The organism is Variovorax sp. PEI5 (assembly GCF_056679935.1).
Window position 1 is genome coordinate 354,025 of the sequence record NZ_CM155257.1, and the last position, 24,696, is coordinate 378,720.

General features: G+C 58.2%; 24 protein-coding genes. 13 read left to right on the plus strand and 11 right to left on the minus strand.

The window, feature by feature from the left end; translation table 11 throughout:
* The first annotated feature begins 31 nt into the window (after window positions 1-31).
* Entirely contained in the window at window positions 32-1,543 is a 1,512-nt protein-coding gene (locus AC1MLT_RS01635; protein WP_481033548.1) for a 3-deoxy-D-manno-octulosonic acid transferase, read from the plus strand.
* Between the two features lies 1 nt (window position 1,544).
* On the opposite strand, the gene AC1MLT_RS01640 is transcribed toward AC1MLT_RS01635, so the two are convergent.
* The 4 genes from AC1MLT_RS01640 to AC1MLT_RS01655 all read right to left on the minus strand — a co-directional run bounded on the left by AC1MLT_RS01640 (window position 1,545) and on the right by AC1MLT_RS01655 (window position 4,946).
* Window positions 1,545-3,083 (minus strand): TolC family outer membrane protein, encoded by a 1,539-nt coding sequence (locus AC1MLT_RS01640; protein WP_481033549.1) that lies wholly within the window; start codon window positions 3,081-3,083, stop codon window positions 1,545-1,547.
* A gap of 5 nt (window positions 3,084-3,088) precedes the next feature.
* The gene (locus tag AC1MLT_RS01645; protein ID WP_481033550.1) at window positions 3,089-3,430 is read right to left on the minus strand and encodes a rhodanese-like domain-containing protein; all 342 of its coding nucleotides are present in this window, start codon (window positions 3,428-3,430) and stop codon (window positions 3,089-3,091) included.
* A 131-nt stretch (window positions 3,431-3,561) separates the two neighbouring features.
* Window positions 3,562-4,239 (minus strand): protein-L-isoaspartate O-methyltransferase family protein, encoded by a 678-nt coding sequence (locus tag AC1MLT_RS01650; RefSeq protein WP_481033551.1) that lies wholly within the window; start codon window positions 4,237-4,239, stop codon window positions 3,562-3,564.
* Entirely contained in the window at window positions 4,236-4,946 is a 711-nt protein-coding gene (locus tag AC1MLT_RS01655) for a TetR/AcrR family transcriptional regulator (protein ID WP_481033552.1), read from the minus strand. The genes AC1MLT_RS01650 and AC1MLT_RS01655 overlap by 4 nt, the downstream gene beginning before the upstream one ends.
* A 274-nt stretch (window positions 4,947-5,220) precedes the next feature.
* Here AC1MLT_RS01655 and AC1MLT_RS01660 point away from each other — a divergent pair, with 274 nt between their 5' ends.
* Together AC1MLT_RS01660 and AC1MLT_RS01665 are read left to right on the plus strand one after the other, a co-directional pair.
* The gene (locus tag AC1MLT_RS01660) at window positions 5,221-5,403 is read left to right on the plus strand and encodes a hypothetical protein (RefSeq protein ID WP_481033553.1); all 183 of its coding nucleotides are present in this window, start codon (window positions 5,221-5,223) and stop codon (window positions 5,401-5,403) included.
* On the plus strand, window positions 5,378-5,635 hold the full coding sequence (locus AC1MLT_RS01665; RefSeq protein WP_481033554.1) for a hypothetical protein: 258 nt from the start codon (window positions 5,378-5,380) through the stop codon (window positions 5,633-5,635). Before AC1MLT_RS01660 ends, AC1MLT_RS01665 begins: the two co-directional genes overlap by 26 nt.
* Window positions 5,636-5,689: 54 nt before the next feature.
* On the opposite strand, the gene AC1MLT_RS01670 is transcribed toward AC1MLT_RS01665, so the two are convergent.
* A complete protein-coding gene (locus AC1MLT_RS01670) occupies window positions 5,690-8,737 on the minus strand; it encodes an AAA family ATPase (protein WP_481033555.1) in 3,048 nt (1,015 codons plus the stop codon).
* Window positions 8,721-8,969 carry a hypothetical protein gene (locus tag AC1MLT_RS01675; RefSeq protein WP_481033556.1) on the minus strand — a complete coding sequence of 83 codons (249 nt, stop codon included), beginning with the start codon at window positions 8,967-8,969 and terminating at the stop codon, window positions 8,721-8,723. Before AC1MLT_RS01675 ends, AC1MLT_RS01670 begins: the two co-directional genes overlap by 17 nt.
* 253 nt (window positions 8,970-9,222) lie before the next feature.
* Between AC1MLT_RS01675 and AC1MLT_RS01680 the strand changes: the two genes are divergently transcribed.
* On the plus strand, window positions 9,223-9,780 hold the full coding sequence (locus AC1MLT_RS01680) for a hypothetical protein (protein ID WP_481033557.1): 558 nt from the start codon (window positions 9,223-9,225) through the stop codon (window positions 9,778-9,780).
* Window positions 9,781-10,572: 792 nt separating this feature from the next.
* On the opposite strand, the gene AC1MLT_RS01685 is transcribed toward AC1MLT_RS01680, so the two are convergent.
* A complete protein-coding gene (locus AC1MLT_RS01685; RefSeq protein ID WP_481033558.1) occupies window positions 10,573-11,559 on the minus strand; it encodes a DNA-methyltransferase in 987 nt (328 codons plus the stop codon).
* A 100-nt stretch (window positions 11,560-11,659) separates the two neighbouring features.
* Between AC1MLT_RS01685 and AC1MLT_RS01690 the strand changes: the two genes are divergently transcribed.
* Window positions 11,660-11,884 carry a helix-turn-helix domain-containing protein gene (locus tag AC1MLT_RS01690; RefSeq protein ID WP_481033559.1) on the plus strand — a complete coding sequence of 75 codons (225 nt, stop codon included), beginning with the start codon at window positions 11,660-11,662 and terminating at the stop codon, window positions 11,882-11,884.
* Window positions 11,865-12,461 (plus strand): restriction endonuclease, encoded by a 597-nt coding sequence (locus tag AC1MLT_RS01695; RefSeq protein WP_481033560.1) that lies wholly within the window; start codon window positions 11,865-11,867, stop codon window positions 12,459-12,461. Before AC1MLT_RS01690 ends, AC1MLT_RS01695 begins: the two co-directional genes overlap by 20 nt.
* A 47-nt stretch (window positions 12,462-12,508) precedes the next feature.
* Here AC1MLT_RS01695 and AC1MLT_RS01700 read toward each other — a convergent pair whose 3' ends face one another.
* Both AC1MLT_RS01700 and AC1MLT_RS01705 read right to left on the minus strand, forming a co-directional pair.
* Window positions 12,509-13,111 (minus strand): hypothetical protein, encoded by a 603-nt coding sequence (locus tag AC1MLT_RS01700; RefSeq protein WP_481033561.1) that lies wholly within the window; start codon window positions 13,109-13,111, stop codon window positions 12,509-12,511.
* 59 nt (window positions 13,112-13,170) lie between these two features.
* Window positions 13,171-14,415, minus strand: a complete 1,245-nt coding sequence (locus AC1MLT_RS01705; protein WP_481033562.1) for a tyrosine-type recombinase/integrase — start codon at window positions 14,413-14,415, stop codon at window positions 13,171-13,173.
* 94 nt (window positions 14,416-14,509) lie between these two features.
* On the opposite strand from AC1MLT_RS01705, the gene msrA reads away from it, so the two are divergent.
* From msrA to AC1MLT_RS01725, 4 genes are all read left to right on the plus strand, one after another.
* Complete coding sequence (gene msrA / locus AC1MLT_RS01710; protein WP_481033563.1) at window positions 14,510-15,043, plus strand: peptide-methionine (S)-S-oxide reductase MsrA; 534 nt, start codon at window positions 14,510-14,512, stop codon at window positions 15,041-15,043.
* A 26-nt stretch (window positions 15,044-15,069) separates the two neighbouring features.
* Window positions 15,070-15,555, plus strand: coding sequence for a hypothetical protein (locus AC1MLT_RS01715; protein WP_481033564.1), 486 nt, complete (start codon window positions 15,070-15,072; stop codon window positions 15,553-15,555).
* A gap of 85 nt (window positions 15,556-15,640) precedes the next feature.
* Entirely contained in the window at window positions 15,641-17,722 is a 2,082-nt protein-coding gene (locus tag AC1MLT_RS01720) for a TonB-dependent receptor (protein ID WP_481033565.1), read from the plus strand.
* A gap of 162 nt (window positions 17,723-17,884) precedes the next feature.
* A complete protein-coding gene (locus AC1MLT_RS01725) occupies window positions 17,885-18,982 on the plus strand; it encodes a diguanylate cyclase (protein ID WP_481033566.1) in 1,098 nt (365 codons plus the stop codon).
* A gap of 40 nt (window positions 18,983-19,022) precedes the next feature.
* On the opposite strand, the gene AC1MLT_RS01730 is transcribed toward AC1MLT_RS01725, so the two are convergent.
* Entirely contained in the window at window positions 19,023-19,619 is a 597-nt protein-coding gene (locus AC1MLT_RS01730; protein WP_481033567.1) for a chemotaxis protein CheB, read from the minus strand.
* A 338-nt stretch (window positions 19,620-19,957) separates the two neighbouring features.
* Between AC1MLT_RS01730 and AC1MLT_RS01735 the strand changes: the two genes are divergently transcribed.
* On the plus strand, window positions 19,958-20,935 hold the full coding sequence (locus tag AC1MLT_RS01735) for a Bug family tripartite tricarboxylate transporter substrate binding protein (protein ID WP_481033568.1): 978 nt from the start codon (window positions 19,958-19,960) through the stop codon (window positions 20,933-20,935).
* A 46-nt stretch (window positions 20,936-20,981) separates the two neighbouring features.
* Window positions 20,982-21,311, plus strand: a complete 330-nt coding sequence (locus AC1MLT_RS01740) for a hypothetical protein (protein ID WP_481033569.1) — start codon at window positions 20,982-20,984, stop codon at window positions 21,309-21,311.
* A 19-nt stretch (window positions 21,312-21,330) separates the two neighbouring features.
* On the opposite strand, the gene AC1MLT_RS01745 is transcribed toward AC1MLT_RS01740, so the two are convergent.
* Entirely contained in the window at window positions 21,331-23,568 is a 2,238-nt protein-coding gene (locus tag AC1MLT_RS01745; RefSeq protein ID WP_481033570.1) for an NADP-dependent isocitrate dehydrogenase, read from the minus strand.
* 233 nt (window positions 23,569-23,801) lie between these two features.
* On the opposite strand from AC1MLT_RS01745, the gene AC1MLT_RS01750 reads away from it, so the two are divergent.
* Window positions 23,802-24,488, plus strand: a complete 687-nt coding sequence (locus AC1MLT_RS01750; protein WP_481033571.1) for a DUF421 domain-containing protein — start codon at window positions 23,802-23,804, stop codon at window positions 24,486-24,488.
* Window positions 24,489-24,696: the final 208 nt, after the last annotated feature.

Genomic DNA, 24,696 nt, shown 5'->3' on the forward strand with positions numbered 1-24,696 from the left:
CACGAGCCCCAGCGACCGAAATCCCTTCCGCGTGCCCTCGATGCTGCTGCGCCTCTATGGCGCCTTTACCCGTCTCGCTCAACCCCTGGTCCGGCGCAAGCTGCGCCGCCGCGCCGTGGCCGAGCCCGGCTATGCGGTCGCGGTCGAGGAACGCTTCGGCCACTACGCGTCGCTGCCGGCCGACACCGATGCCACCGGCGGCTGCTGGGTGCATGCGGTCTCGCTCGGCGAGACGCGCGCGGCGGCGATCCTGATCGCCGAACTGCGGCGCCAGCATCCGGACATCCCGATCCTGCTCACGCATGGCACGGCGACCGGCCGCGAGGAGGGCGCCAAGCTGCTGCAGCCGGGCGATCTGCAGGTCTGGCAGCCGTGGGACGAGCCGGGTGCCGTCGGCCGCTTCCTCGACCGCTTCGCGCCGCGCATCGGCGTGCTGATGGAGACCGAGGTCTGGCCGGTGATGGTCGATGCCTGCCGGACGCGCGGCATCCCGCTGGTGCTGGCCAATGCCCGGCTGAGCGAGAAGTCGCTGGCCGCGGCCGAGCGCCTGCGCTGGCTGTCGCGTCCGGCGTATTCGGCGCTGACCGCGGTCTGGGCCCAGACCGAGGCCGATTCGCACCGGCTGGTGTCGCTCGGCGCCAAGGTCGAGGGCATCTACGGCAACCTCAAGTTCGATGCCACGCCCGATGCGCGCCAGCTCGCCACGGCGCGCGCCCTGCGCGGCACCCTGCCCAAGCCGCTGGTGGTGCTGGCGAGCTCGCGCGAGGGCGAGGAGCGCCTGCTGCTGGACGTGCTCAAGCGCTTCGGTGCGGGCGATGCGGCGCCGCCCCCGGCGCAGACCGGCATCGACTCGATCGCGCGCCAGGTCGCCGCCGTGCAGTGGATGATCGTGCCGCGCCATCCGCAGCGTTTCGACGAGGTGGCCGCGCTGATCGAGGAGAGCGGCTTCGCGGTCGCGCGGCGCAGCGTCGCCGGCGCGCCGGCGCCATCCGAGATCTGGCTGGGCGACTCGCTCGGCGAGATGGCGCTCTACTATGGCCTGGCCGATGCGGCCCTGCTCGGTGGCAGCTTCGAGGCCTTGGGCGGGCAGAACCTGATCGAGGCGGCGGCCTGCCGCTGTCCGTTGGTCCTGGGACCGTCGACCTTCAATTTCGCCGAGGCGGCCGAGCTGTCACTGGCTGCCGGGGCCTCGGTGCGCGTCGAGACCATGGAGCAAGCGGTCAAGGCGGCGCTGGCCCTGGTCAACGATCCAGCGCGCCGCGAGACCATGGCCGAGGCGGCGCAGGGCTTCGCCGCCGCCAATCGTGGTGCCGCGCAGCGCACGGCGACCGCGGTGCTGGCCGTGGTCGAGGCGGCGGCGGCCCGCGAGTCGGCCGGCGGCGGCCCGGACGAGCTGGGTCTCGAGATGCCGGCACCGGCGACGAGTCCGGCGACCATGACGGGCGCGCCGGCCATGCCGTCTTCGGCACCCGCACCGACCGCAGCGGCCCGGCCGCCGGCGGGCACCCCCGCCGGCGAACGCCCGGAACCCTGGCTGGACTGAATCAGCGCAGCGTCGGTGGCGGCACCGAGGGCGTCGGCGCAGCCATCGGCATGTTCGGCACAGGTGCTGGCACCGATGCCGTCGTTGACGTTGCCGGGGCTGCGTAGGCGCTCGTGGCTCGCCCGGCGTCGGCCGCGCGCGCGTCGCGTGCCAGCGTGGCGTCGATCGGCAGCAGGTCGGGCGCCGCCAGGGTGCCATTGGCCTGCCGCAGGCGCAGGTGGCCGAGCAGCACGTTGTAGCGCGCCAGGGCCAGGTCGCGCCGGGTCTGGAACAGCTGGCTCTGCGAGTTCAGCACGTCGATGTTGATGCGCACGCCGACCTGGTAGCCGAGCTGGTTGGCCTCCAGGGCGCTGAGGCTCGATGCCTCGGCCGCCTCCAGCGCCCGCACCTGACCGGCACCCGAGACCAGGCCCAGGTAGGCCGTGCGGGTGGCCTGCGCCACGCCGCGGCGCGTGGCATCGAGCGTGGCGCGCGACTGCGCTTCCAGCGACAGCGTCTCGCGGATGCGGTTCTGCGTCGCGAAGCCGGCGAACAGCGGCATGTTCAGCACCACGCCGACATTGGGTCCGGTGGCGCGCGTGCCGATGGCGGTGAGCGCGGTGCCGTCGGGGTTGCGCGAGATGCTGTAGCCCAGGCTGGCATCGACGGTCGGCTTGTGGCCGGCCTCGGCCTTCTGCACCTCGAGCGCGGCGACGTCGACGCCCAGCCGGGCCTGCTCGATCGCCGGATGCGCATCCTGCGCCTGCGTCACCCAGGCCTCCATGTCGGCCGGCAGGGGCGTGGGCAGCACGATCGGCGCCGCCAGCGGCAGCGGCGCGCTGCCGCGCTGGCCGACCAGCGTGTCGAGCGCCAGGCGCTTGACCTGCAGGTCGTTGCCGGCGGCGATCTCCTGGGCGAGCACCAGGTCGTAGCGGGACTGGGCCTCGCGCGAATCGGTGATGGTCGCGGTGCCGACCTCGAAGTTGCGCTGGGCCGAGGCCAGCTGCTCGGCCACCGCCGCCTTCTGCGCGCGTACCAGCCCCAGGGTGTCCTGCGCGGCGAGCACGTCGAAGTAGGCCTGGCTCACGCGCAGGATCAGGTCCTGCTCGGCCGTCGTCAGCACGGTGCGTGCGATCCCGGCCTGCCGCTGCCCCTGTTCGTAGGCGGCCCAGGCGGCCGGCCGGTAGAGCGGCTGGCTGGCGCTGATGCCGATGTTCTGCGCCGTGTAGGCGCGCGAGGCCGAGCCGCGCGGCGCGCCGGAGATGACGTCGATCTCCAGGTCGGTGCGCGTGACGCCCGCCTGCACGCCGACCTGCGGCAGGATGCCCGCCTTGGCCTGCGCGGCGCGGGCGATGCTGGCGTCGTATTGCGCCAGTGCGCCCTGGTAGGTGGCGTCGTAGCCTCGGGCCGCCTCGTAGAGCGTCACCAGGCCCTGGCCGTGCGCCGGCGTCGCCAGCACCGCCGCCAGCAGCAGCGGGGCCAGAGCCACCGTCGCGTGGCGCTGCAGCGTTCCTCGCGCCGGCACGACGGGCCCGCCGGAAACCACGGCCTTGGCGGACATGGCGCTCAGTACCGTGGCACGGCGGCGTCGCGCGTCGCCGACCAGGCATCGATGCCGCCGGCGACATTGGCGACCTCGGCGAAGCCCTGCTGCGCCAGGAAGGCCGCCACGCGCTGGCTGCGCGCGCCGTGATGGCACAGGCAGGCCACCGGTCGCGCCGGATCGAGCTCGCCCAGCCGTGCCGGGATCTCGTTCATGGGGATGGCGACCAGCTCCACGCCTTCGGGCGCGGTGACCGATGCCGTCTGCAGTTCCCAGGGCTCGCGCACGTCGAGCAGCAGGGGCCGGTGCGGGGACGCGCCGGCGCTCCAGGTTTCGAATTCGGCGGGGCGGACTTGCTCGATCATGGAAGCGACCTCTGATGGCGGGCTCCGGACGCCCGATGGCGCGGAAGGCCCGCCCGGCACAGCGCATTGGCTGCGGAACGATGGCGAAAGCGAGCGGCGGGATGGCGGCGCGACCGCGCTGCCCGCCGGCCTCAGAAATTGAAGCGCGAGGGCTCCGGGAAATTCAGCAGTCGCGGCGCGACGGTGTCCCATGGCTGCGTCACGTCCCAGTGGCTCTCGCTGGTACGGGTGACGAAGTGGGCCCGCATCATGGGCTCCTGGCCGACGATGGCCGCGAGCCGGCCGCCGATGTTGAGCGAGCCCAGCAGGTTCTGCGGCACTTGCGCGACCGAGCCGCTCAGCACGATGACATCGAAGGTGGGGCCGCTGGGCAGGGGCTTGGAACCATCGGCCTGGCGCACGTCGACATTGGCGACGCCGTTGCGGCGCAGCGTCGCGGTGGCGCGCTCGGCGAGCGTCGGGTCGATCTCCAGCGTCAGCACGCGCGCGGCCTGGTGGGCCAGCAACGCGGCCATGAAGCCCGAGCCGGTGCCGATCTCGAGCACGGTCTCGTGCTTGCGGACCTTGAGGTCGTTGAGGAGACGCGCTTCCACCTTGGGCGCCAGCATGGTCTGACCGGGCACCGAGCCGTCGCCGAGCGGCAGCTCCATGTCGAAGAAGGCGAGCGCGCGATGCGCGGCGGGTACGTAGTCCTCGCGCCGGATGCTGCTGAGCAGTTCGAGGACTTGCGAGTCGTGCACGTCCCAGGGGCGGATCTGCTGCTCGATCATGTTGAAGCGCAGGCGCTCCGGCGTGGCGGGGGTGTTCATGGCGTTGGTTTTCTGGCTGCGGGAGCTCGGAGGGAATCGGGGATTTTAGGTCGCACGGCCCGCAGGCCGCCGATGAGAATCTCGGTCTGCACCGACAGGTAGCGACGCGGATCGATGCCGGCCTGGCGGTCGAGGCAACTGATCGACGAGTGCCGCATCATGGTCAGCATCAGCATGGTCGAGGTGACGGCATAGCTGGCGTGGTCGACGTCGACCGCGCCGAACTCGCCGCTGTCGATGCCGCGTCGCAGGATGCGCCGGATCAGCGCATGGCCGGGCTCCACGACCTCGCTCCGGTAGTAGGCCGCGAGGTCGGGAAAGTTGTTGCCCTCGGTCATCATCAGCTTGGCGATGCCGGAGACCGGCGTGGCGCCCACGAGCTCCCACCAGACGTCGAGGCAGTGGCGCAGCATGTCCGCCGTGCTGCCCTCAAAGCGGTCGAACTCCGCGTTCCAGACGCGGTAGTGGCCGGCGAGGGTCTGGGCGATGACGGCCTTGAGGAGGTCGGTCTTGCTGGGAAAGTACAGGAAGAGGGTGCCCTTGGAGACGCCGGCGCGGGCGGCCACCTCCTCGGAGCGCGTGGCCGCGAAACCCTTCTCGACGAACAGCTGCAGGGCCGCCTGGACGAGCTCACCGGGTCTCGCTTCCTTGCGCCGTTCGTGCTTGGCACGGGTCGGGCAGAGCGAGTCGCTGATGAGATGGGGCATGCGTGGCGCGTTAATGACTGATGGGTTATTAATGCTAGTGAAGCACCCGGACAGCGTCAAGACACGACAATGGCATGCTTCGTCTTTCAGCGATCATGCCGAGATCCATCATGTCCAGCACTCCATCCTCTTCCAGTGTTTCGAGCTCCGCATCCGACGCGACGTCGACCGACACCATCGTGCTCGGCGGCGGCTGCTTCTGGTGCACCAAAGTTATATGATATTGCTAGGCCGTTGATTTCAAACGGATTTCAGCCAAACGGATCAACGGGTGGTGCAAATTATGGTGGAATTTTCTGGTCGTGCCACTGGTGTTGAGCAGGGCAGTAGCCTCGCCGCCATGGCACTCCTGCAAGTGCTTGCCCTTGGTGCTGTTGAGATAGAGCAAGGCAAGTTTCGCAGTGCAGAAGATGTGTTTGCAGAGCTTGATAATGAAGATGGGCAACCCAATGACTGAAGACAGAAACATCACTGGAACCTTCAACAACCATCTTGGTTTGGGTACTACCTACGAGCAAAACGCGGCAGGTGTGAACTCTTGGGATACTTCCATAAGTGCACAAACAAAGATGAATGCCTACTATCAGAAGAATGGTTATCAACTTCCATTAAAAGAAGTAAAGCCTGATGTAGAAGATGGTTTTCTCTACAAGCTATTTTATAAAATAGCTAGAGCGATGAATAAGTAATAATGTCAGCCTAGAGCAAGCCACCTACGGGTGGTTTTTTTATGCCGAAAATTATCAAATACTTCTTCCGGTCTGCGGCTTGTGGGTTGGATACTTTCTAGTTGTCGCGGCAGTCATTTTTTCTAAGAGTACTTGAGCATTCGGCTTTGTAGGTGCATTCGCTGCGGGCAAAGGAACTGCGATAGAAGAGTTTGTTACTTCTACTTTGTTTGTTGCTTCTTCTTTCATTTGCTCTAAATATTTGTTGAACGTTGTGCCTGGTAAAATTGGTAGTACTTCTGGTTCTTTGTCTGCCAAGCCAATTAAGCTAACCTTGTCATTTGTTCTTTTAAAAGACTGTACTACCTTGCTAAGCTCGCCCTTTGTAGTGTAGAGATAAACATCGTTTCTATTTCTGGTAGAAGCCACATTAAAAAGCTCAGAGTTGTTTACTCTGCTGTCCTCGCCATAAATAAATGTGTCGTTGATGGTCATGCCTTGGCTCTTATGGATTGAGGTCGCATAGGCTAAGCCAATCTTTGAGCCTTCTTCAATCTTTACTTCTTTTGTCTTGTTGTTGTCAAGTTTGATTGTGGCAATGCCATTGTTGATACTTCTAATGGTGCCAAAGTCTCCATTATTAAAATCACCTTTCTTGTTCTTCTTTAGTACAACTCTGTCGCCTTTATGAAAAGCTTCTTGACCATTGGATAAGCTTTGCCCGCCAACCTCGTTCCTGAGAAGCCTTTCCTGCTGGATTGATTGGTTTAATCTTGATATGCTCTCATTTGTTGTTGCAAGTATGAGCTTATCTTTAAAGTCGTTCAAATTTGAAAGATAGTCTGAACTGATAGCGGCAATTTTCTCCGACGTTGTCGTGAAGGTATTTTTTACTTTCCCGTGCTTTTCCATCGTATTGATTGCCTTATCAATGTGTTCACCCGATTTTTTTACTTCTGCATAGTCTCCACTTCTGTACTCGTTTTTTAATGATGTTGCTGTGGCAATCTCTTTGGCTACATCGTTTTGCTGCCTTCTGATTTCTGTTAGATATTTCACTTCTTTATGAATGTTACTATCACTCAAAAACTCATTAAGAGTGTTGCCGACAGCGACAGACTGAATTTGATTAGGGTCGCCAATGACGACTATCTTGGCGCCGTTCAAATTGTTCAAAAGCTGGTTCCAGTTTCTAGTTCCTACCATTGAAGCTTCATCAAGAAACAAAATATCATTCTTGTCAAGCTGAAGTTTTCCTTTTTGAATTTCAAGATTTAGTTTGTCTACAGTCATTGCCATACTTGCAGAAGTGTCGTTTGCAATGGCTGTGGCTACCTTGCCAGTAGGTGCAATGCCTATTGTTCTATGTCCGTGGAAGTTGGCGATATCGCAAGCGAAAGACATTGCCAAGCTCTTTCCTGCTCCTGGCACGCCCACCACAATACTTGCATTCTTATCATTGAAAACAGAGTGAATGAACTCTTTTTGCTCTGCATTAAGTTGCTTGTTGCTGGCTTTCTCCAATCCAGCTATTTTACTTAGTATATTTTTTACTTTAAGTTCTCTCTTTTGCTCAAACTGGTTCCTCATCAATCTCAGATTTTGTACTTCTTGGTCGCACAGCGACTTTAAAGTGAACTTTTCTTGATGTGTTGACTGGGTGGAGTAACCGCCATCTATTAACTGCTTGGTTTCCCTAAGCATTAAAAGAAGTTCTTCGGCTTTCGCCGTACCCGCTTTGCCATAAGATTTTGAAAACTCCGTAATCATCTCATTCTTAGTGAAGAACGGATTGATGTTGGTAAGCTCTGACATTATTTCTATGTCTGTCTTTTTGACAAAGGTTGCTCCAGCATCTTTGATGTTCTTTAGTCTTAGGTTCATAGATGAAACTGTCTGAACCATTCGACTGTCTTTATCGGTCGTGCTTTCTGATTTCTTAAAGTTCTTCTGAAAATGTTGAATTTCTGCTTTATGTTTTCTTGAAGTAATAAAGGTACTTTGCTTTTCAAAGTATTTATTTAAATTCTCAAGCTGCCTTTTGTGTTGTATTGGGGTTGTTCTTCCATCGTAAACATCTTTGTCAATTGTGAGCCTTTTGTCATCGTAAGTGTCTGTTAGGTCTTTAAGTTCTCGTTTTACTTGCTTGTCTATACTTTCTTTCGCAGTGCTCTTTTCTTTGATTTGGCGTAGCGAATTTTCATCAAAAGCTACTCTCCAGTCTTTCAGTGACTGTGTTTGACTAGTGATTTCCTTGTTATCAACGTCGTAAGCTTCTATGCCAATCTCTGGAAATAGCTCTTGAAACTTTTCAATAAAGGTGGTCTTAAAGAAACTATCCATTTTTGAATGAAAGCCAGTTTCTTTGATTTCCGGTATTTCTATCGCTCTTATGCTTCCATCTGCTAGCTGTATCAGGTTTGAGGTTTCATTATGTACATGAATGAACGGCAGGCCGTCTCTATTGTCTTTGTGCATAAAACTATAAGACAAAGTTTTTCCTTGCTCGCCAGTGCTTGATTTCATTAGTGGCTCAAGGACTGACTTTCTAGTTTCATCGGCACTATCCATAAAAGCAATTTCAAATTTGAGTTGCTGCTCTTCTGTCATCATTTGATAAAGATATGAAAAAGAACTATCAAGAGAGTAGGTGGTCTCTATGGCAGACTTCCGAACATCTTGATAGGTTTCTTTCACATCTTCGGGATTGAAGTGAATTTCTTCATTGAACTTGTTTGTATAAAACTTGTTCTTTATGTCCTTCTTGGTAAGAACAATTTCATTGTTCTCTTCATCAATGATTGTGTGAATAGTCATGTGCTTGACCTTCACATGCTTGCTGGTGCGTGGGTCTTGTCCAAGTTCCAGCTTGGCGATGGTGCTGAGCTTCTCGTTGCTCAAGTCGCCAGCCAAGCCCCATTGGTCTGCCAGTGCGCCACTGCAACGGGTGTAGCGGGCCAGGTTGACCTGGTTAATTGCTGTGGCCTGTTCGGCGGTCAGTTCGTTGCTGTTGTATGCCTTCTGGGCAATGGCTTGCTCTTGTATCTCTTTGAGTTGGTCCTTGAGATATTTGGAGTAGGAGTAACCAGCCTTGACTGATATGTTTTTAATTCCTATGCCCATCTAACTTCTCTGAAATTCTAGATATTCTTCCGTCAATATGGACTATTGCTTTCTCAAAGCCATTTAGATGTCTCTGAATCAACTCAACCCTATTGATTATTTCTTCTTCTTTTTCGCTCTTGTATTCTTCATTTAGCCTGATGAGATTGTGAATGTATTCATTGACTGTCATGCCTAGCTTCTTGGCTCTTTCTTCAATGGTGCAATCTATTTTGAATGTCTTGTAGTTCATTTTTCTAACTCTCCTTTGTAAAGTTATAGAAGAAAAAACCTGAAAATCAATAGGTAACCTAAAATTCTCCTATGAGGATGGTAAAAATGAACTAAAAAAAGACACCTAAGTGTCGATTAGTTCTTCTCAAAATGGGCTGTTGTGTTTTTGGCTGTTTTCTGGCTTTCTTGAATTTCAGATGAGTAACCTTTTCTTGATTTTCTAAAAGATTGTGATAGTCTATATTTACTAAACTACACAAAGGAGAATAAAAATGAGTTTACAAAAGAAAATAGATGAGCTTCTTAGCAAAAAAGAAAAGATAGCACGTGAGGAAAGTAAAAGACTTGTTGATGTGTTTAGGAAAAACATCAAGTCATTTAATAGACTAGTACAGACATACACTTCGCACAAAGGTCATGAAGAATTCAAAGGTGGAGCCTATGCAGAAATATCAAAGCTACTTGCTGAAGAAGGCATCACAAAGCGAAACGGTCAAAACATAAGTACTGCACAGATTGCCAAGTGTTTGCGACAAGTTCGGATTGAATCTGGATTGCTTGACTTCGGTGGAAAGGACAAGAAGAAAGGAAGTTCAATGGGTTTTAAATTGGCAAAAGAAGAGAAGTCAGAAAACAATGTTAGTGATGGTGATGATAGATGGGCTAAGGTTTTAGATAGACTTGTTGAAACTATGGAGCTTTGGACATTAGAAGATAAGAAGGATTACTTTGACCTTGAAAAGATAAAGAGTAAGGGTAGTGATTTAACAAGCGACCAGCTAAATTGTTATGACAGACTTCTACGAAAGAAAGAAAATTCAGGACATTAAAAAAGCCACCTTCGGGTGGCTTTCTTGTTTGTGGTGTCCGGCGAAATTAAAAAAGTTGTGCCGCATTCCTTTTTATTTCGTTTCACTACATCCCTATCGGGTTAGTGCTTCGCTTGTTGCTTTCTTGTGCTTCGCTCATATCTTTACACTAATTCTGTAAGAATTATCGGAATACAGTAGCCTTCAGCTCTGTATTCTCCTTAAAGCTTTTGCGGTATTCACCAACTTCGTTGTTGAGCCCCGCAAAAGCTTACCCTTACCAAAACATAGAAATGGTTTTGGTTTTTTGCTTTTGCTAGTACATGGTCATCGCCGTATACCCCGAGTAAAGATAGAGAAAGTACTTTACTTTTTGCAATTCATGTTCTTTTCAACACCTATGGCCCGTTTGCTTTAGCTTGGGTGAGACTGTCCATAGTTCTCGCTTTAATCTCTTCGGTCAGTTGTTTGGGCTGCCTTGTATCTGTAATCTTTATTTTATGGAGTTTGTTCTAAGTGCTACATTTCTGTAGGTAGTTGCTATTTTTTCCACTTCGTCTACTAAGCCAAACTTTCCATAAAGGAACTTACTGAATATGTAGAAACCGGGAACCTGTCAGGGTTGACGTGCACTACATACTGATAATTTAATTAAAACAGAAAATATCTGGAAGTCAATCGGACACAAAAAAGCCAGCTTTCGCTGGCTTTTAAGTGATGTGCAACCTTTCGGTATTCCGTCAACCCTGACAATAGTATTCTTGCAGAAAAGTTTTTATTTGTCAAATATATCGAGAAAAGCAATATATCTTCCTAGATAAGTTCTGTTTGTCGCTTTGGGCTTATCTCAAGTGTCTTGCCGTGCTCTAACTTATCTAAAGCTTCTTTAATTGTAGGGAAGTCTTCTTCCTGCATAAATCTAAAGAGTGAGGCGGAAAGGTAATCTAACCTTTCATCAAATGAAAGCCATTTCCGGTTTTGTTGTTCTGCAACATAGCCTGTGGTGTTGGAGCCAGCAAAAATATCGACAACCAAGTCGCCAGGCTCTGTTAGAAACTTTACAAAGAACTCTGGCAGTTTTGCTGGAAATCGTGCTGGATGTGCGGGCAAGCCAGCTTCTTTGCAAAGTTTAAGATATCTTGAGCTAGCTTCTGAATTTGAGATTTGTAGAAGATTGGAAGGAATCGAACCACCGTTATCTTTTCCAAAAGTAGAACCTATGTCATGTCCAGAAGGTCTTTTGGCTGGTGTGTAATATGCTTCCGGGTCTTTAATAAGTTTTTTCATTCTTTCGGAATACTCTGAAAGAACCTTCGAAACATCTGCTTTGGGCCACTCTGATTTGGATAGCCACCAAACTGTGTTAACAGAGTCTTTGGCTCTTATCTTTCTTTTGTTGACCCATTCGATCGGACTTGGAAGTTTAGAGGGATTGAACCAAAAGAACTCTTCTGCAAGATGAAAACCTATTTCATCACAGAATTTTATTAAAACGCGATAGTTATAAAGACTTCTTACGGGTACACCTTTTCTATAGGCTCCCCCTAGGTCTAGTACAAATGAACCGTCGTCTTTTAACTTCTTGAAGACCAAGCTTGCGAACTGTGCAAGCCAGTCGATATAGTCGTACTCATCCTTGTTCCCGTACTCCTTCTGTCGCTGGAGTGCGAAGGGCGGGGAGGTCATGACCAGGTTGACGGAGTTGTCGGGTAGCTGGGCCAACATCTCTAGAGAGTCAGCTACATAGGCTGCACCGTGCTCTGTCGTATAGAGAGGGTGCTGTTTGAAGGTGTGTGACATGGGTTCTATTGTAGCGGTGTTGGGTCAGGTCGAAACTTATAGTCTGTAGACTCAAAGTCGTCAAGCGTCGACTATCTGGCTCCATTCGCGCATTCATCGCATGTCAGCCAGACTCCTCTTCGCTAAAAATTTACGGTTGTTCAGAACACAAAGAGGTCTCTCGCAAGAGAAGCTAGCCGAATTGTGTGACCTTCATAGAACTTATGTTAGTTCCGTTGAAAGAGGTGAAAGAAACATCGCCGTAGACAACATGGAGCGGTTAGCTGTTGCTTTGGGTGTATCCATCACCGAGCTTCTTAGCGACCATGACAACTTCAAACCCTGACTATCAAGAGTACCTCCGTCTCTTTCCTGCAATTAACGAATATCAAAATCTAGCAATAAAATATAATATTGCTGACATATTCCAAGATAACGGCGGAAAGTATGTCCAGCTTTTGATTTTGTTAGGATTGAAGACGGACGGAAAAAGAGAAGGGAATGATGCTTTTGATGAGAATGGTGTGGAGTTTGAAATCAAGACTGTCAATATTTCGTTGACCAAGTCATTCTCCACTCACCATCACATGAACCCGGTGATCATAAAAAAGTACCGGAAAGTTGATTGGTATTTCGCGGTCTATAAAAGCATTGAGCTTCAATGTATTTATAAGATGACTCCCAAGGCGATGGAGCTTTACTATACGGCTTGGGAAACTAAGTGGACTTTGAGTGGCGGCAAAGATATCAACAATCCAAAGATTCCGCTGAACTATGTTCTTGCGAATGGTTCTCCTGTCTGGATGCACGATGGTTCAGAAAAGTACGAAATTCCGAAAGCTCCAAAAATTGAGAAGGTTCGCAAGGTTCCAAAAATTCCGAAGAGAACAAAATCAAATAAGATTGATTTGCTAGATTTATAAAAGAAAAAGCCAGTCTTAGACTGGCTTTTTCTTTGGCTTAGGAAGACTTAAGCTTTAGCAGTCTTTTTAGTCTTCGGTTCGGGCGTTGGATAAAGCATATCCAAAACCGTTACGGCCTTTTCGCTATCTGGTTCGATTCCGTCAAAGAGTTTCGTGAGTGCTTCGTCACGAGTTGGGGCCACCTTGCTTGCAATATCTTGAAGTCCTTTTTCACCACCTTTGATATCTTCAAGATAAATGATTGAGAACTTAGTTGTAGATATTCCTGCAACAGTTCTCTTGGGCAACTTGAAGAATGGCGTTTTCTTTGACCGGACATACTCGTTCTTCAGTTCATTGAACTGACTGAACCAATCATCAAGTTTTTCTTTGGGAATGGTGTCAAAGACTTCCTTTGGATAGTAGTAAGAGCCACTATCCAGCTTGAAAGCTTCTTTAATACTTGCAATGAAATCAGCAGGAAGAATTTCCAAAGCATTGATTTGCTCTGCAACATTTTGAACAAAGCTTGCTCTCTGTTCTTCCATTTTTTGCTTTAGAGCTTCATCAAGTCGCCGAGTTTCTTCAGCAATCTTTTTGCGATGTGCAATGATTTGTTCAGCAGTCAAAGTGCTGTAGTCAGTATTAGCAAGAACCGGATTGAATGACATAAAGCACCAAGAGTGTTGTTGAAAGAAGTACCTATTTTATAGTTGTTCTTCCTGGCTGTCTACTTCTTTTTTACATCAAGATTGATGTTCTTAAAGACAATGTTGTAGTACCCCTTGGTTACTTGTGCTGAACTATGTCCGAAGCTTTTCATTGCTTGAGCCTGTGTTGTAGGTTCAATCGGAATGTTGTAGGAGTGAACTTCTTCAAACTTCCTGACTGATTGAAGACCCAAAATTTCTGTAGCTAAGATGGTGTTGTCATTACCTATTCTAGTAAGCAATCTAGAAATATTTGTTCTTCTTAAGTCGTGAAAGTGAATGTGCTCAAGTTTCGCTTTTTGTAGAACTTCCCTAAACACACGGTCAAAACCTCCAATTGTGTACTTGAAGAACCTGCCGTTTGGCAGAACTTCCAAGGTTTCAATATAATCTTTTGCTTCTTTAGTTAGAAAAACTTTTCTCGGTTTTCCTGATTTGGTGTGTACTAGGTCAATGAATGTTTGCTTGATTTGCTCTTTGTTCAAGTAAACTATTTCACTTCTTCGGCATGCTGTCAGAAGCGAAAGTTTGGCAATCTTGAAAAGCTCTTTGTTGTCTTTTTGTAGAAGGGTTGCAAATAGCTTCACTTCGTCTTCTTCTGATATGACTGCTTCTCTCTTTTTGACTGTGTAGGAGCCTAGCAAATCTTTGTCGTATGTTCTTGTGGGGTTCTGAATATCTGCTAGTTCTTCATCAAAGTACTGGAGCTTCTTGAATACATTTGACAGGTAAGTAAGCTCTCTGGACACGGATATAGGCTTCACAAAGTGAAGTCTTGCTTTGATGTAGTTGTTAACATCAATGGCTTTTATTTTCCTAACATCAAAGCTGCCAAACAATGTGTATGTATTGGGATCGGTGAGGGTGTCAATCCCTAGGTCGTCTTTCTCTTCAAAAGTCATGTGCCTGTTAAGAACACTTGTCTTTTTAAGGGTATTGAGAAAAGATAGCTTGTTGTTTTTGTTTCTTTGCTGAAGCTCTGTCTCTATCTTCTTGCTATTTATGTAATCTTCAATAAACAAGTCTATGAAATGTCCAAGGGTGTAGTTTCCCTTTTCATAAACCTTCTGTTTCTTTTCTTCTTCCGTGATTGAGTAAATAAGCTCTTTACCTCTTTTTGCTTTGGTAAGGGCTAGGAACTCTTTTGCTTCTTCTGGGTCTTTAAAATACTTGTCAGCCTTGAAACCTTTCCGAGCGACCTTAACTCTGTAATAGATTGCATTGGTACGCCGAACTACCTGAATGCCCCTCGGAAGTGTTGCCATAATGGTGGTGTAATCTGTAGTGAAATTTGTGCCAGTGGTGCAATTTTAGAGGTAGTGTAGGCGGGCGTCCAGACTCTCTAACTCGTTGATTTATATGACAGAAAAAATAGTTTTGGGTGGGGGTTGCTTTTGGTGCACCGAGGCCGTCTTCGACCGCGTCCAGGGCGTGGTCGATGTCGAGTCGGGCTACAGCAATGGCCAGGTCGCGCGACCGACCTACGAGCAGGTCTGCACCGGTCGCACGGGAGCGGTCGAGGTCGTCAAGGTCACCTTCGATCCGTCCGCGATCACCTTGCGCGAGCTGCTGGAGATCTTCTTCGTGATCCATGATCCGACCACCCTCAACCGGCAGGGCAACGATGTCGGCACGCAATACCGCAGCGGCATCTACACCACGCGCGACGACCAGCGCGAGGTCGCGCAGGACGTGATCCGCGAGATCGGCGCGAGCGGCACCTACCGCTCGCCGATCGTCACCGAGGTGGTCCCGCTCGCGGACTACTCGACCGCCGAGGCCTACCACCAGGACTATTTCCTGCAGCACCCCAACCAGGGCTACTGCGCCTTCGTGGTCGGCCCCAAGGTCGAGAAGTTCCAGAAGACCTTCGCTGCGCGCGTCAAGGGCTGACGGCCCGCCGCCACTGGACCGACGACATGCGTCGAACGACTCCCGGATCGCCTCGCAGGTCGTGGTGGCGCGCGGCGCCATCGATGCCGGCCCGCGTGCGTCCGGGCACCGGCAACGCGACGTGGGTCCTGATGCTGGCGATGGCGCTGTGGCTGGCCTCGACGCTCGGCTTCATGCATCGCGTCGTGCATGCGCCGGGTGCGCGGGCGCTGGTCGCTACCGTTGCCGTTGCCGGGGTGATCGCGACCGACCCGGCCGCGACCGGCCCCAAGACCGGTGCCGCGGCGCACGCCCATGTCCGTGTCGGCTGGGCGACGCTGTTCGGCCACCAGGGCGGTACCGATGACTGCCGGCTCTACGACCAGCTCGGCGGCACCTGCGCCATTCCGTCGCTGCCGCTCGTGGTCCTGCCCATCGCCATGCCGATGGCGCGGTTCCACTATTTCCTGGGCGAGGCCGTGGCCCGCTGGGTCACGCTGTTCGATGCGCGGGGGCCGCCGACGACTCGCTGAATTCCCTTGTTCTCCGCGCCCGATCGCTGCTCCCGAAGAGGGGGGCGGCCGGCCGGCATTCATCCGATTCAACGAGTCCGCTTCCATGATCCACGATTTCCGGCGCCATGCCATCGGCATCGCCGTCCTGTCCTTCGCCTCCGTCCTCGCCACCCCTGCATCCGCCCAGGACCGGGCCACCGCTCCCACCCTGAGCGAGATCACCGTCACCGGCAATCCGCTGGGTGCCACCGAACTCATCGCCCCGACCGTGACCCTGCAGCGCGACGAGCTCCTGCTGCGCTCGCAGTCCACGCTCGGCGAGACGCTCGAAGGCCTGCCCGGCGTCAGCAGCAGCTATTTCGGACCCAATGCGAGCCGGCCCATCATCCGCGGCCTGGATGGCGACCGCATCCGCATCCTGCAGAACGGCGGCGCCGCCCCCGATGCCTCGGCATTGAGCTACGACCACGCGGTGCCGGTCGACGCGCTGGTCACCGAGCGCATCGAGGTGCTGCGCGGTCCCTCGGCATTGCAGTACGGCGGCAGCGCCATCGGCGGCGTGGTCAACGTCATCGACAACCGCATCCCGACCGAGCGCCTCGACGGCTTCGGCGGCCGGGCCGATGTCGGCTATGCCACGGGCAGCAGCGAGAAGAGCGGTGGCGTGGTGCTCGAAGGTGGCAACGACCGCTATGCCCTGCATGTCGATGCCTTCGACCGCCGCTCGGACGACGTCCGCGTGCCGATCGAGCTCGACTGCGAGAAGCCCGGCTCGCCCGGCCTCGCGCGACGCATCTGCAATTCGCAGAACAGCGCCCATGGCGGCGCCGTCGGCGGCACCTTGTTCTTCGATCGCGGCTGGGTCGGCGCGTCCGCCAGCACCTATCGCAGCGACTACGGCACGGTGGCCGAGGACGACGTCACCATCGGCATGAAATCCGACCGCTACGCGCTCGAGGGCGAATGGCGTCCGGGCGGCTTCTTCACCAGCGTCCATGCCAAGTTCGGCCACACCGACTACCGCCACACCGAGTACGAGGGCGCCACGGCCGGCACCACCTTCGCCAGTCTGAGCAACGACCTGCGCGTCGAGGCGCGGCATCGCAGGATCGGTGGCCTGGAGGGCCTGATCGGCTTCACCAGCGAGCGCAACCGCTTCTCCGCCGATGGCGAGGAAGCCTTCGCGCCGCACAGCCGCACGCGCTCGGACGCATTGTTCGTTCACGAGGAACTGGGCATGCCGTGGGGCCGGCTGAGCTTCGGCGCCCGCACCGAACGCGTCCAGGTGCAGTCGCTGGGCTATCCGGACGATCCGTCGATCGATCGCTTCTTCGTCGGCACGCGGCGTTTCAATCCGCACAGCGCCGCGTTCGGCGCGCTGGTGGACGTCGCGCCGCAATGGCAGCTGACCTCGAACCTCGCCTATACCGAGCGCGCGCCCAAGGACTACGAACTGTTCGCCAACGGCCCGCACGTGGCGACGGCGGCCTGGGAGATCGGCAACCCGGGCCTCGACAAGGAGAAGTCGCTCGGCCTGGACATCGGCGCGCAGTGGAAGGCCGGCGCCAACAACGCCCGCGTCAACGCCTACGTCACGCGTTTTCGCAACTACATCGGCCTGAACGCCACCGGCAACCAGCTCGATGGCGAGGGCGCCCCGGCGGCACCTGGCGCTGAGGAGACGCTGGCCGAATATGTCTACGGCAACTCGCGCGCGCGCTTCACCGGCATCGAGGCCAACGGCAACTGGCGCCTGCTGGGCCGCGACGGCTTCGCGCGGCTGGCCGATGGCGCCACGCTCGACCTCCTCTGGCGCGGCGACCTGGTGCGCGCCACCAACACCGATACCGGCGAGGCGCTGCCGCGCATCTCGCCGGTGCGCGTGGGGGCCAGCCTGGCCTGGGCCCAGGGCGCGTGGTCGGCACGCGCGGGCTTCGACCACTACGCGGCGCAGAACCGCGTGCCCGAGGTCGGCGCGCGCGCCACCGAGGCCTACACGCTGTGGAACGCCGCGCTGGCCTATCGCATGAAGGTGAAGGCCACCAACTTCACCTGGTACGCGCGCCTGGACAACATCACCAACCGGCTCGCCTACAGCGCGACATCGATCCTGACGACCACCGTCTACCCGGCCGCGCCGCTGCCCGGACGTTCGCTGAAGGTCGGCTTGCGTGTGACCTTCTAGATGGCATGAGGCGGCGACGGCAAATCCTTGCGGCGCGGCAAGCGCGCGCCGAGCCGCTATGCTCGCCCGCGTGAATTTGGCTGTCTCCTCCTCGCTGTCCAATACCCCGGGTGAGCCGCGACCGCCCGCCATCGCCCAGGCACGGGACCCGGAGCGGCGGCGATGACGAAGGGCCGTGTCGGCGCGCGCCTGCCACGCCAGATCTACCTGCCACGCGCGCTCGGGCTGGGACTGGGCGGCCTGGGCGTGGCCGCCGCATTGCGCGAGGACCAGGCCTCGGCCTGGATCTGGGTGTTCCTGGCCTTCGGCGCCCTGGTCTGGCCGCACATCGCCTATCAATGGTCGTCCCGGGCCCAGCGGCCGAGCCGGGCCGAGCGGCGCAACCTGATGATCGACGCCTTCATGACCGGGGCGGTGGTCTGCGCCATCGGCGGCAACCTGGTGCCGAGCGCCGTGGCGCTGGCGATCGTCTGCATGAACAACATGGCCTTCGGCGGTCTGCGCCTGTGCGGCTGGGGCGTCGTCGCGGCGTTGGCTGGCGCGGGCGCCATGGGCGCGGTCGTGCCGTTCCGGTTCTCCTCCGACTCCAGCCTGCTGGTGCAGCTGGCCGTGCTGCCCGTCATCGTGTTCTATCTGCCGGCCTTCGGCTGGACCATGCACCAGCTGGCGTTGACGCTGCACCGCAGCCGGGAGGCGCTGCGCCGGGCCAGCCAGATCGATCCCCTCTCGGGCCTCTACAACCGCCGGACCTTCGAGGTGGGTTTCCAGGCCACCTTCCAGGGCCTGGCCGATGCCGGCGCCGGCGTGCTGCCGGCACGTCGGACCACCGCGCTGGTGTTGTGCGACGTCGATCACTTCAAGCGCATCAACGATGGCGCCGGGCACGCCGCGGGTGATGCCGTGATCCGCAGCATCGGCGAGAGCCTGCGCACGCACGTGCAGATGCCCAACGTCGCCGCGCGCTATGGCGGCGACGAGTTCGCCATGCTGCTGCTGGACCACGATGGCGACGAGGCGCGCCTCTTCATCGAGCGACTGTGGGAGCAGCTGGACACGGAGGCATCCGAACGCGGGTCTCCGGTGCCGGCCTTCACGATGAGCACCGGCGTCGCGTGCTTCGATGCCTCGCTCACCAGCGCGGACGACTGGATGGCGCGCGCCGACGAGGCCCTCTACGAGGTCAAGCGCCGCGCGCGCGGCGGCATCTGCGTGGCGCCGGTCGCGAGGTCGCGCCAGACGCCGGACGCCCTCACGGCCTGAGGGTGTCCGACATCGCGGCCCGCCGGCGGTCGGCGACGCCTCAGGCCGACCCCTTCGGGCCCGGCGTGCGCTGGATCAGGAGCTCGAGCAGCTTGCCCATGTCGTCCACCAGCGGGACATAGTCGGGACTGTCACCCAGCACGGCATTGATGGTCATTCCCGGCATCGCGGCATCGGCCGGACTCTGCACGATGCCCATGGCACCGGGGATGCGATGGATGGCGCGCAGCCCGGCCGTGCCGTCCCTGCCGTGGCCGCTCATCACCACGCCGATCACGCGCGGGCCGAAGACCTGCGCGGCCGAGGTGAACAGCAGATCGGCCGGATGGGTATCGACGGTGGCCGGCGTCTCGTCGATCCTGAAGCAGCCATCGGCATCGACCGTGAGGCATTGACCGCGCGGCCCCAGGAACACCCGGCCCGGCTCCACCCGCATGCCATGGACGGCGCGCGAGACCGGCAGCGCGACGCCGCGCGCCACCTGCTCGAACGTCAGTGGCGGGCCGTCGACGGATTCCTTGATGATCACGACGATGGCCGCCGCGATGCCGACGCGCAACGGACGAAGCACCCGGTGGACATCGCCGAGGGCTTCGCTGGATGCCGCGATGGCGACGAACTTCCATTCGGCTGTCATGAATGCTCCTCGCGGACGCTGCCGGGAGCGTCCGGTGGTTGGAACACTGGCGGTCGAAGGCAGGAGGCGGCGTCGGAAGACATGGCCATGGTGGCGTTCCCGGTGTTGGCTTGGCGATTCCTTCGTTGGAATCATGCCGTTCGTTGCGTTCGCGAAAGGATCCCGCATGCGGGTGGCAACGATCGATTGTGCGCGTCTTCCGGGCCGAAGGTGCAATAGTGTGACACTTTTGGGGCCCGTGTCGGGTTGTAGCCCCCGACGCGAACGAATAGCATGAGCGCCCCCCGGCCGAGGTGGCGACATTCGCAGACACGGCAGATCAACTTCGAGATCCGACAATGACAAAGAGACCCTTCCTGATCGCCGCACTCGCCCTGGGCGCCGCCGTCGCCACCACCGGCGCCCTGGCCCAGGAGAGCTATCCCACCAAACCGGTGCGCATGATCGTGCCGTTCCCGCCCGGCGGTGGCACCGACATCCTGGCGCGCCTGGTGGCCACCAAGCTGGGCGACAGCGCCAAGTGGACCATCGTCGCCGACAACCGCGCCGGCGCCGGCGGCACCATCGGCATCGCCGAGGCCGCCAAGTCGCCGCCGACGGGCTACGACATGGTGATGGGGCAGAAGGACAACATGGTCGTGGCGCCCTGGCTCTACAAGCACCTGAGCTATGACCCGACGCGCGACCTGGTGGCGGTGGCGAGCGTCGCCTACACGCCGGTCATCATCGCGACCAGCACCAGTTCGCGCTTCAAGACCCTGGCCGACGTGGTCGCGGCCGCGCGTGCCACGCCCGATGCCATCACCTATGGCTCGCCAGGCAACGGCACCACGATCCATCTGGCGGGCGACATCTTCGGCAAGGCGGCGAAGGTGTCGCTGCGCCACGTGCCGTACAAGGGCTCCGGTCCGGCACTGATGGATGTGCTGGCCGGCAACGTCGATCTCCTGATGTCGTCCGTGCCGTCGGCCATCGGCCAGATCAAGTCCGGCAAGCTGCGGCCATTGGCGGTGACCTCGGCGACACGCAGCAGCTCGCTGCCGGACGTGCCGACGGTGGCCGAGCTGGGCTATCCGGGTTTCGACGTCAGCACCTGGTATGGCATCTTCATGCCGGCGCGCACGCCCGCGGCGGTGGTCGACGTGGTCAACCACAAGGTCAACGAACTGCTGGCCACGCCGGACATGAAGGCCGCGATCCAGGGCCAGGGCGCCGAAGCGCTGCCCATGACGTCGCAGCAGTTCCAGAAGGTGGTGGCCGAGGACGTGCGCAAGTGGAAGGGCATCGTCGAGGCATCGGGCGCGACGATCGAGTGAGGTCGGCCGAAGTGGGCGCGGGCATCGGCCTTGCTAGCGCAGTCGCATGGACCTCGCCCACCACCTCGATGCCGCATCCCGTCTGAGCCCGAAGAGCGCGGCCATCGCCTTGCGGCTGCTGGCGCGCATCGCTTCCCGGCTCGACCCGCGCGCGCGGGACGGCCTGCACGACATGCTGGCCGATCAGTCGCGCCGGTCGGAGCCGTTCTCCGACAGCGACCTGATGGCGCTGATCACGCACGACACGCCGGTGGTCGAGCGCGTCTTCGTCTTCGAGACCGCGCACCAGCGCATGGCCCGCCTGTGGATCCAGAGCGTCATGGCCGACGCTTCGCTGCGCGACGGGCCGCGCCGGGTGGCGGACGGCCGGCGCTGAGGCGCCGGCCTCGCCCAGATCAGGAAGCCGCGGCTTCCAGCGCCGAGTTGAACGTCGCGCTCGGGCGCATGACGGCGGCGGTCTTGGCCGGATCCGGACGGTAGTAGCCGCCGATGTCGACCGGCTGGCCCTGCACCGTCTTCAGTTCCTCGACGATCTTCTGCTCGTTCCTGGCCAGTGCCTCGGCCAGGGGAGCGAAGTGCGCCTGCAGGTCCTTGTCCTCGGTCTGGGCGGCCAGGGCCTGGGCCCAGTAGAGCGCCAGGTAGAAGTGACTGCCGCGGTTGTCGAGTTCGCCGGTGCGCGTCGACGGGCCCTTGTTGTTGTCCAGCAGCATGCCGGTGGCGGTGTCGAGCGTCTCGGCCAGGATCTTGGCCTTCTGGTTGCCGGTCTTCTGACCCAGATCCTCCAGCGAGACGGCCAGCGCCAGGAACTCGCCCAGCGAATCCCAGCGCAGGTGGTTCTCCTCGACCAGCTGCTTGACGTGCTTCGGCGCCGAGCCGCCCGCGCCGGTCTCGAACATGGCGCCTCCGGCCATCAGCGGGACGATCGAGAGCATCTTGGCGCTGGTGCCGAGTTCCATGATGGGGAATAGGTCGGTCAGGTAGTCGCGCAGGATGTTGCCGGTCACGGAGATGGTGTCCTTGCCGCGGATCACGCGCTCGAGCGTGTAGCGCATCGCGCGCACCTGCGACATGATCTGGATGTCCAGGCCGCTGGTGTCGTGGTCCTTCAGGTAGGTGCGGACCTTCTTGATCAGCTCGGCCTCGTGCGGGCGGTACTCGTCGAGCCAGAACACGGCCGGCATGCCCGACAGGCGGGCCCGGTTGACGGCCAGCTTGACCCAGTCGCGGATCGGCGCGTCCTTGGTCTGGCACATGCGCCAGATGTCGCCCTGCTCGACGTTCTGCTCCAGCAGCACCTCGCCGGTGGCGAGGTCGACGATGCGGGCGACGCCGGCTTCGGGGATCTCGAAGGTCTTGTCGTGCGAGCCGTATTCCTCGGCCTTCTGCGCCATCAGGCCGACGTTGGGCACGGTGCCCATGGTGGCCGGATTGAAGGCGCCGTTGGTCTTGCAGAAGTTGATCATCTCCTGATAGATGCGGGCGAAGGTGCTCTCGGGCATCACGGCCTTGGTGTCCTTCGGACGGCCGTCCGGACCCCACATCTTGCCGCCCTGGCGGATCATGGCCGGCATCGAGGCATCGACGATCACGTCGTTGGGCGCGTGCAGGTTGGTGATGCCCTTGGCCGAGTCGACCATGGCGAGCTCGGGCCGGTGCTCGTGGCAGGCGTGCAGGTCCTTGATGATCTGGTCGCGCTGCGAGGTCGGCAGGTTCTCGATCTTGCTGTAGATGCTGGAGAGGCCGTTGTTGACGTTGACGCCGAGCTCCTCGAACAGCTTGCCGTGCTTGGCGAAGGCGTCCTTGTAGAAGATCTTCACGGCGTGGCCGAAGACGATCGGGTGCGACACCTTCATCATGGTCGCCTTCACGTGCAGCGAGAACATGACGCCGGTCTCGCGCGCGTCCTCCATCTGCTCCTCGTAGAACTTGCACAGCGCGTTCTTGCTCATGAACATGCTGTCGATCACCTCGGCCTCGAGCAGGGCGACCTTCTTCTTCAGCACGATCGTCTTGCCGCTGGTGGTGACCAGGTCCATCTGGACGTCGCGCGCCTTGTCCAGCGTCATGCTCTTCTCGCCGGCGTAGAAGTCGCCGCCGTGCATGTGCGAGACGTGGGTGCGCGAGGCCGGGCTCCAGGGACTCATCGAATGCGGGTTCTTGCGCGCGTTGCGCTTGACGGCGGCGGGGGCGCGGCGGTCGGAATTGCCCTCGCGCAGCACCGGGTTGACGGCACTGCCCAGCACCTTGGAGTACTTGGCCAGCGTGGCCTTGTCCTCGTCGGTCTTGGGGTCCTCGGGGAAGTCGGGGATGTCGTAGCCGGCGGCCTGCAGTTCGCGGATGGTGGCCACGAGCTGCGGCACCGAGGCGCTGATGTTGGGCAGCTTGATGATGTTGGTGTCGGGGAACTGGGTCAGGCGACCGAGTTCGGCGAGGTTGTCCGCGACCCGCTGCGCCTCGTTCAGGCGATCCGGGAATTCGGCCAGCACGCGGGCCGCGACCGACACGTCGCTGGTGACGACATCGATGCCCGCTGCCTTGGCGAAAGTCTGGATCACGGGCAGCAGCGAGGCGGTCGCCAGCAGGGGTGCCTCGTCCGTCAGCGTATAGATGATCTTTGATTTTTCAGCAGTCATAAAGGGACCTTTCGTATGGATGGGGGAGTTCGCCCGCGACGGTGAGGGCGATCGGCGGCCGGCATGCGCGCGGTCGGCGGCATGCGCGTCACGGAGTCGCTTTCTCGGCGGCGCGGCGATGTCGCCGGACGCTTTGTCGAGCGGCCGGCGCCGCGTCGCGCCATTATTCCAGCAGTCGCGCGGGTCACCCGCTTTTCGTGTGGAATTGCGCGCTGCCGGCAGAATCGCCCGCCATGGATTTCGACTTCGCGAACGTGCTCCTCAACGACCTCGATGGCGCGTACGTCGTGGAGATCGTGTTCCGCACGATCGTGATGTTCATCGTCATCCTGTCGTTCCTGCGGCTGTCGGGGAAGAAGGGCGTGCGCCAGTTGTCGATCTTCGAGGTCGCGATCGTCATCGGCCTGGGCTCGGCGGCCGGTGATCCGATGTTCAACCGCGACCACGGCATCGTGCCGGCGCTGGTGGTCTTCACCTGCATCCTGGCCTTCTATCGCGGCATCATGTGGTTCGCCTCGCACAGCGAACGCTTCGAGAACCTGCTCGAAGGGGAGCCGGTCCACATCGTCGAGGACGGGGAGTTCGTGCTCTCGGAGACCCGGCAGCGGCTCTATGCCAAGGACGAGTTCTTCTCCGAGATGCGGCAGCAGTCGATCGAGCACATCGGTCAGGTCCGGATCGCCATCCTCGAGACCACCGGCAGCATCAGCTTCTACTACTTCGAGGACGAGGATGTGAAGCCGGGACTGCCCATCACGCCCCGGCGCTATCGCACCAAGCGGCGCGTGCTCGATGGCGCGGGCGACTATGCCTGCACGGGATGCGCCCGCGTGGCCTCGATCTCGACGACCACGCACGCCTGCCCGCGCTGCGGGCACGACGAGTGGGTCGAGGCCCTGGCGTCGCGGCGCAAGGAGTGAGGCGGGCGGGCTGACCGCGCGGTGTCGCTCGAGCGGAATGGCCGTGGCACAGACGTCCGGCACGACGAGCGGCCCCAAGAACCATGCGGAATGCTGAACCCGAGGGCACTGTCGCGTCGATGGACGATGCCGTCCTGACTCGCTCCTCTCCGCATCTGCGACCCGCGTCTGGTGCGACCACACACTCGCGAGAAGACGCAGCGTCGGC

What these genes read in the sequence shown, in the direction of transcription:
- AC1MLT_RS01640 (WP_481033549.1), bottom strand. Translation starts at nt 3,083, where the DNA reads ATGTCCGCCAAGGCCGTGGTTTCCGGCGGGCCCGTCGTGCCGGCGCGA.
- AC1MLT_RS01645 (WP_481033550.1), bottom strand. Translation starts at nt 3,430, where the DNA reads ATGATCGAGCAAGTCCGCCCCGCCGAATTCGAAACCTGGAGCGCCGGC.
- AC1MLT_RS01650 (WP_481033551.1), bottom strand. Translation starts at nt 4,239, where the DNA reads ATGAACACCCCCGCCACGCCGGAGCGCCTGCGCTTCAACATGATCGAG.
- AC1MLT_RS01655 (WP_481033552.1), bottom strand. Translation starts at nt 4,946, where the DNA reads ATGCCCCATCTCATCAGCGACTCGCTCTGCCCGACCCGTGCCAAGCAC.
- AC1MLT_RS01665 (WP_481033554.1), top strand. Translation starts at nt 5,378, where the DNA reads ATGAAGATGGGCAACCCAATGACTGAAGACAGAAACATCACTGGAACC.
- AC1MLT_RS01670 (WP_481033555.1), bottom strand. Translation starts at nt 8,737, where the DNA reads ATGGGCATAGGAATTAAAAACATATCAGTCAAGGCTGGTTACTCCTAC.
- AC1MLT_RS01675 (WP_481033556.1), bottom strand. Translation starts at nt 8,969, where the DNA reads ATGAACTACAAGACATTCAAAATAGATTGCACCATTGAAGAAAGAGCC.
- AC1MLT_RS01680 (WP_481033557.1), top strand. Translation starts at nt 9,223, where the DNA reads ATGAGTTTACAAAAGAAAATAGATGAGCTTCTTAGCAAAAAAGAAAAG.
- AC1MLT_RS01685 (WP_481033558.1), bottom strand. Translation starts at nt 11,559, where the DNA reads ATGTCACACACCTTCAAACAGCACCCTCTCTATACGACAGAGCACGGT.
- AC1MLT_RS01690 (WP_481033559.1), top strand. Translation starts at nt 11,660, where the DNA reads ATGTCAGCCAGACTCCTCTTCGCTAAAAATTTACGGTTGTTCAGAACA.
- AC1MLT_RS01695 (WP_481033560.1), top strand. Translation starts at nt 11,865, where the DNA reads ATGACAACTTCAAACCCTGACTATCAAGAGTACCTCCGTCTCTTTCCT.
- AC1MLT_RS01700 (WP_481033561.1), bottom strand. Translation starts at nt 13,111, where the DNA reads ATGTCATTCAATCCGGTTCTTGCTAATACTGACTACAGCACTTTGACT.
- AC1MLT_RS01705 (WP_481033562.1), bottom strand. Translation starts at nt 14,415, where the DNA reads ATGGCAACACTTCCGAGGGGCATTCAGGTAGTTCGGCGTACCAATGCA.
- msrA (WP_481033563.1), top strand. Translation starts at nt 14,510, where the DNA reads ATGACAGAAAAAATAGTTTTGGGTGGGGGTTGCTTTTGGTGCACCGAG.
- AC1MLT_RS01715 (WP_481033564.1), top strand. Translation starts at nt 15,070, where the DNA reads ATGCGTCGAACGACTCCCGGATCGCCTCGCAGGTCGTGGTGGCGCGCG.
- AC1MLT_RS01720 (WP_481033565.1), top strand. Translation starts at nt 15,641, where the DNA reads ATGATCCACGATTTCCGGCGCCATGCCATCGGCATCGCCGTCCTGTCC.
- AC1MLT_RS01725 (WP_481033566.1), top strand. Translation starts at nt 17,885, where the DNA reads ATGACGAAGGGCCGTGTCGGCGCGCGCCTGCCACGCCAGATCTACCTG.
- AC1MLT_RS01730 (WP_481033567.1), bottom strand. Translation starts at nt 19,619, where the DNA reads ATGACAGCCGAATGGAAGTTCGTCGCCATCGCGGCATCCAGCGAAGCC.
- AC1MLT_RS01735 (WP_481033568.1), top strand. Translation starts at nt 19,958, where the DNA reads ATGACAAAGAGACCCTTCCTGATCGCCGCACTCGCCCTGGGCGCCGCC.
- AC1MLT_RS01740 (WP_481033569.1), top strand. Translation starts at nt 20,982, where the DNA reads ATGGACCTCGCCCACCACCTCGATGCCGCATCCCGTCTGAGCCCGAAG.
- AC1MLT_RS01745 (WP_481033570.1), bottom strand. Translation starts at nt 23,568, where the DNA reads ATGACTGCTGAAAAATCAAAGATCATCTATACGCTGACGGACGAGGCA.
- AC1MLT_RS01750 (WP_481033571.1), top strand. Translation starts at nt 23,802, where the DNA reads ATGGATTTCGACTTCGCGAACGTGCTCCTCAACGACCTCGATGGCGCG.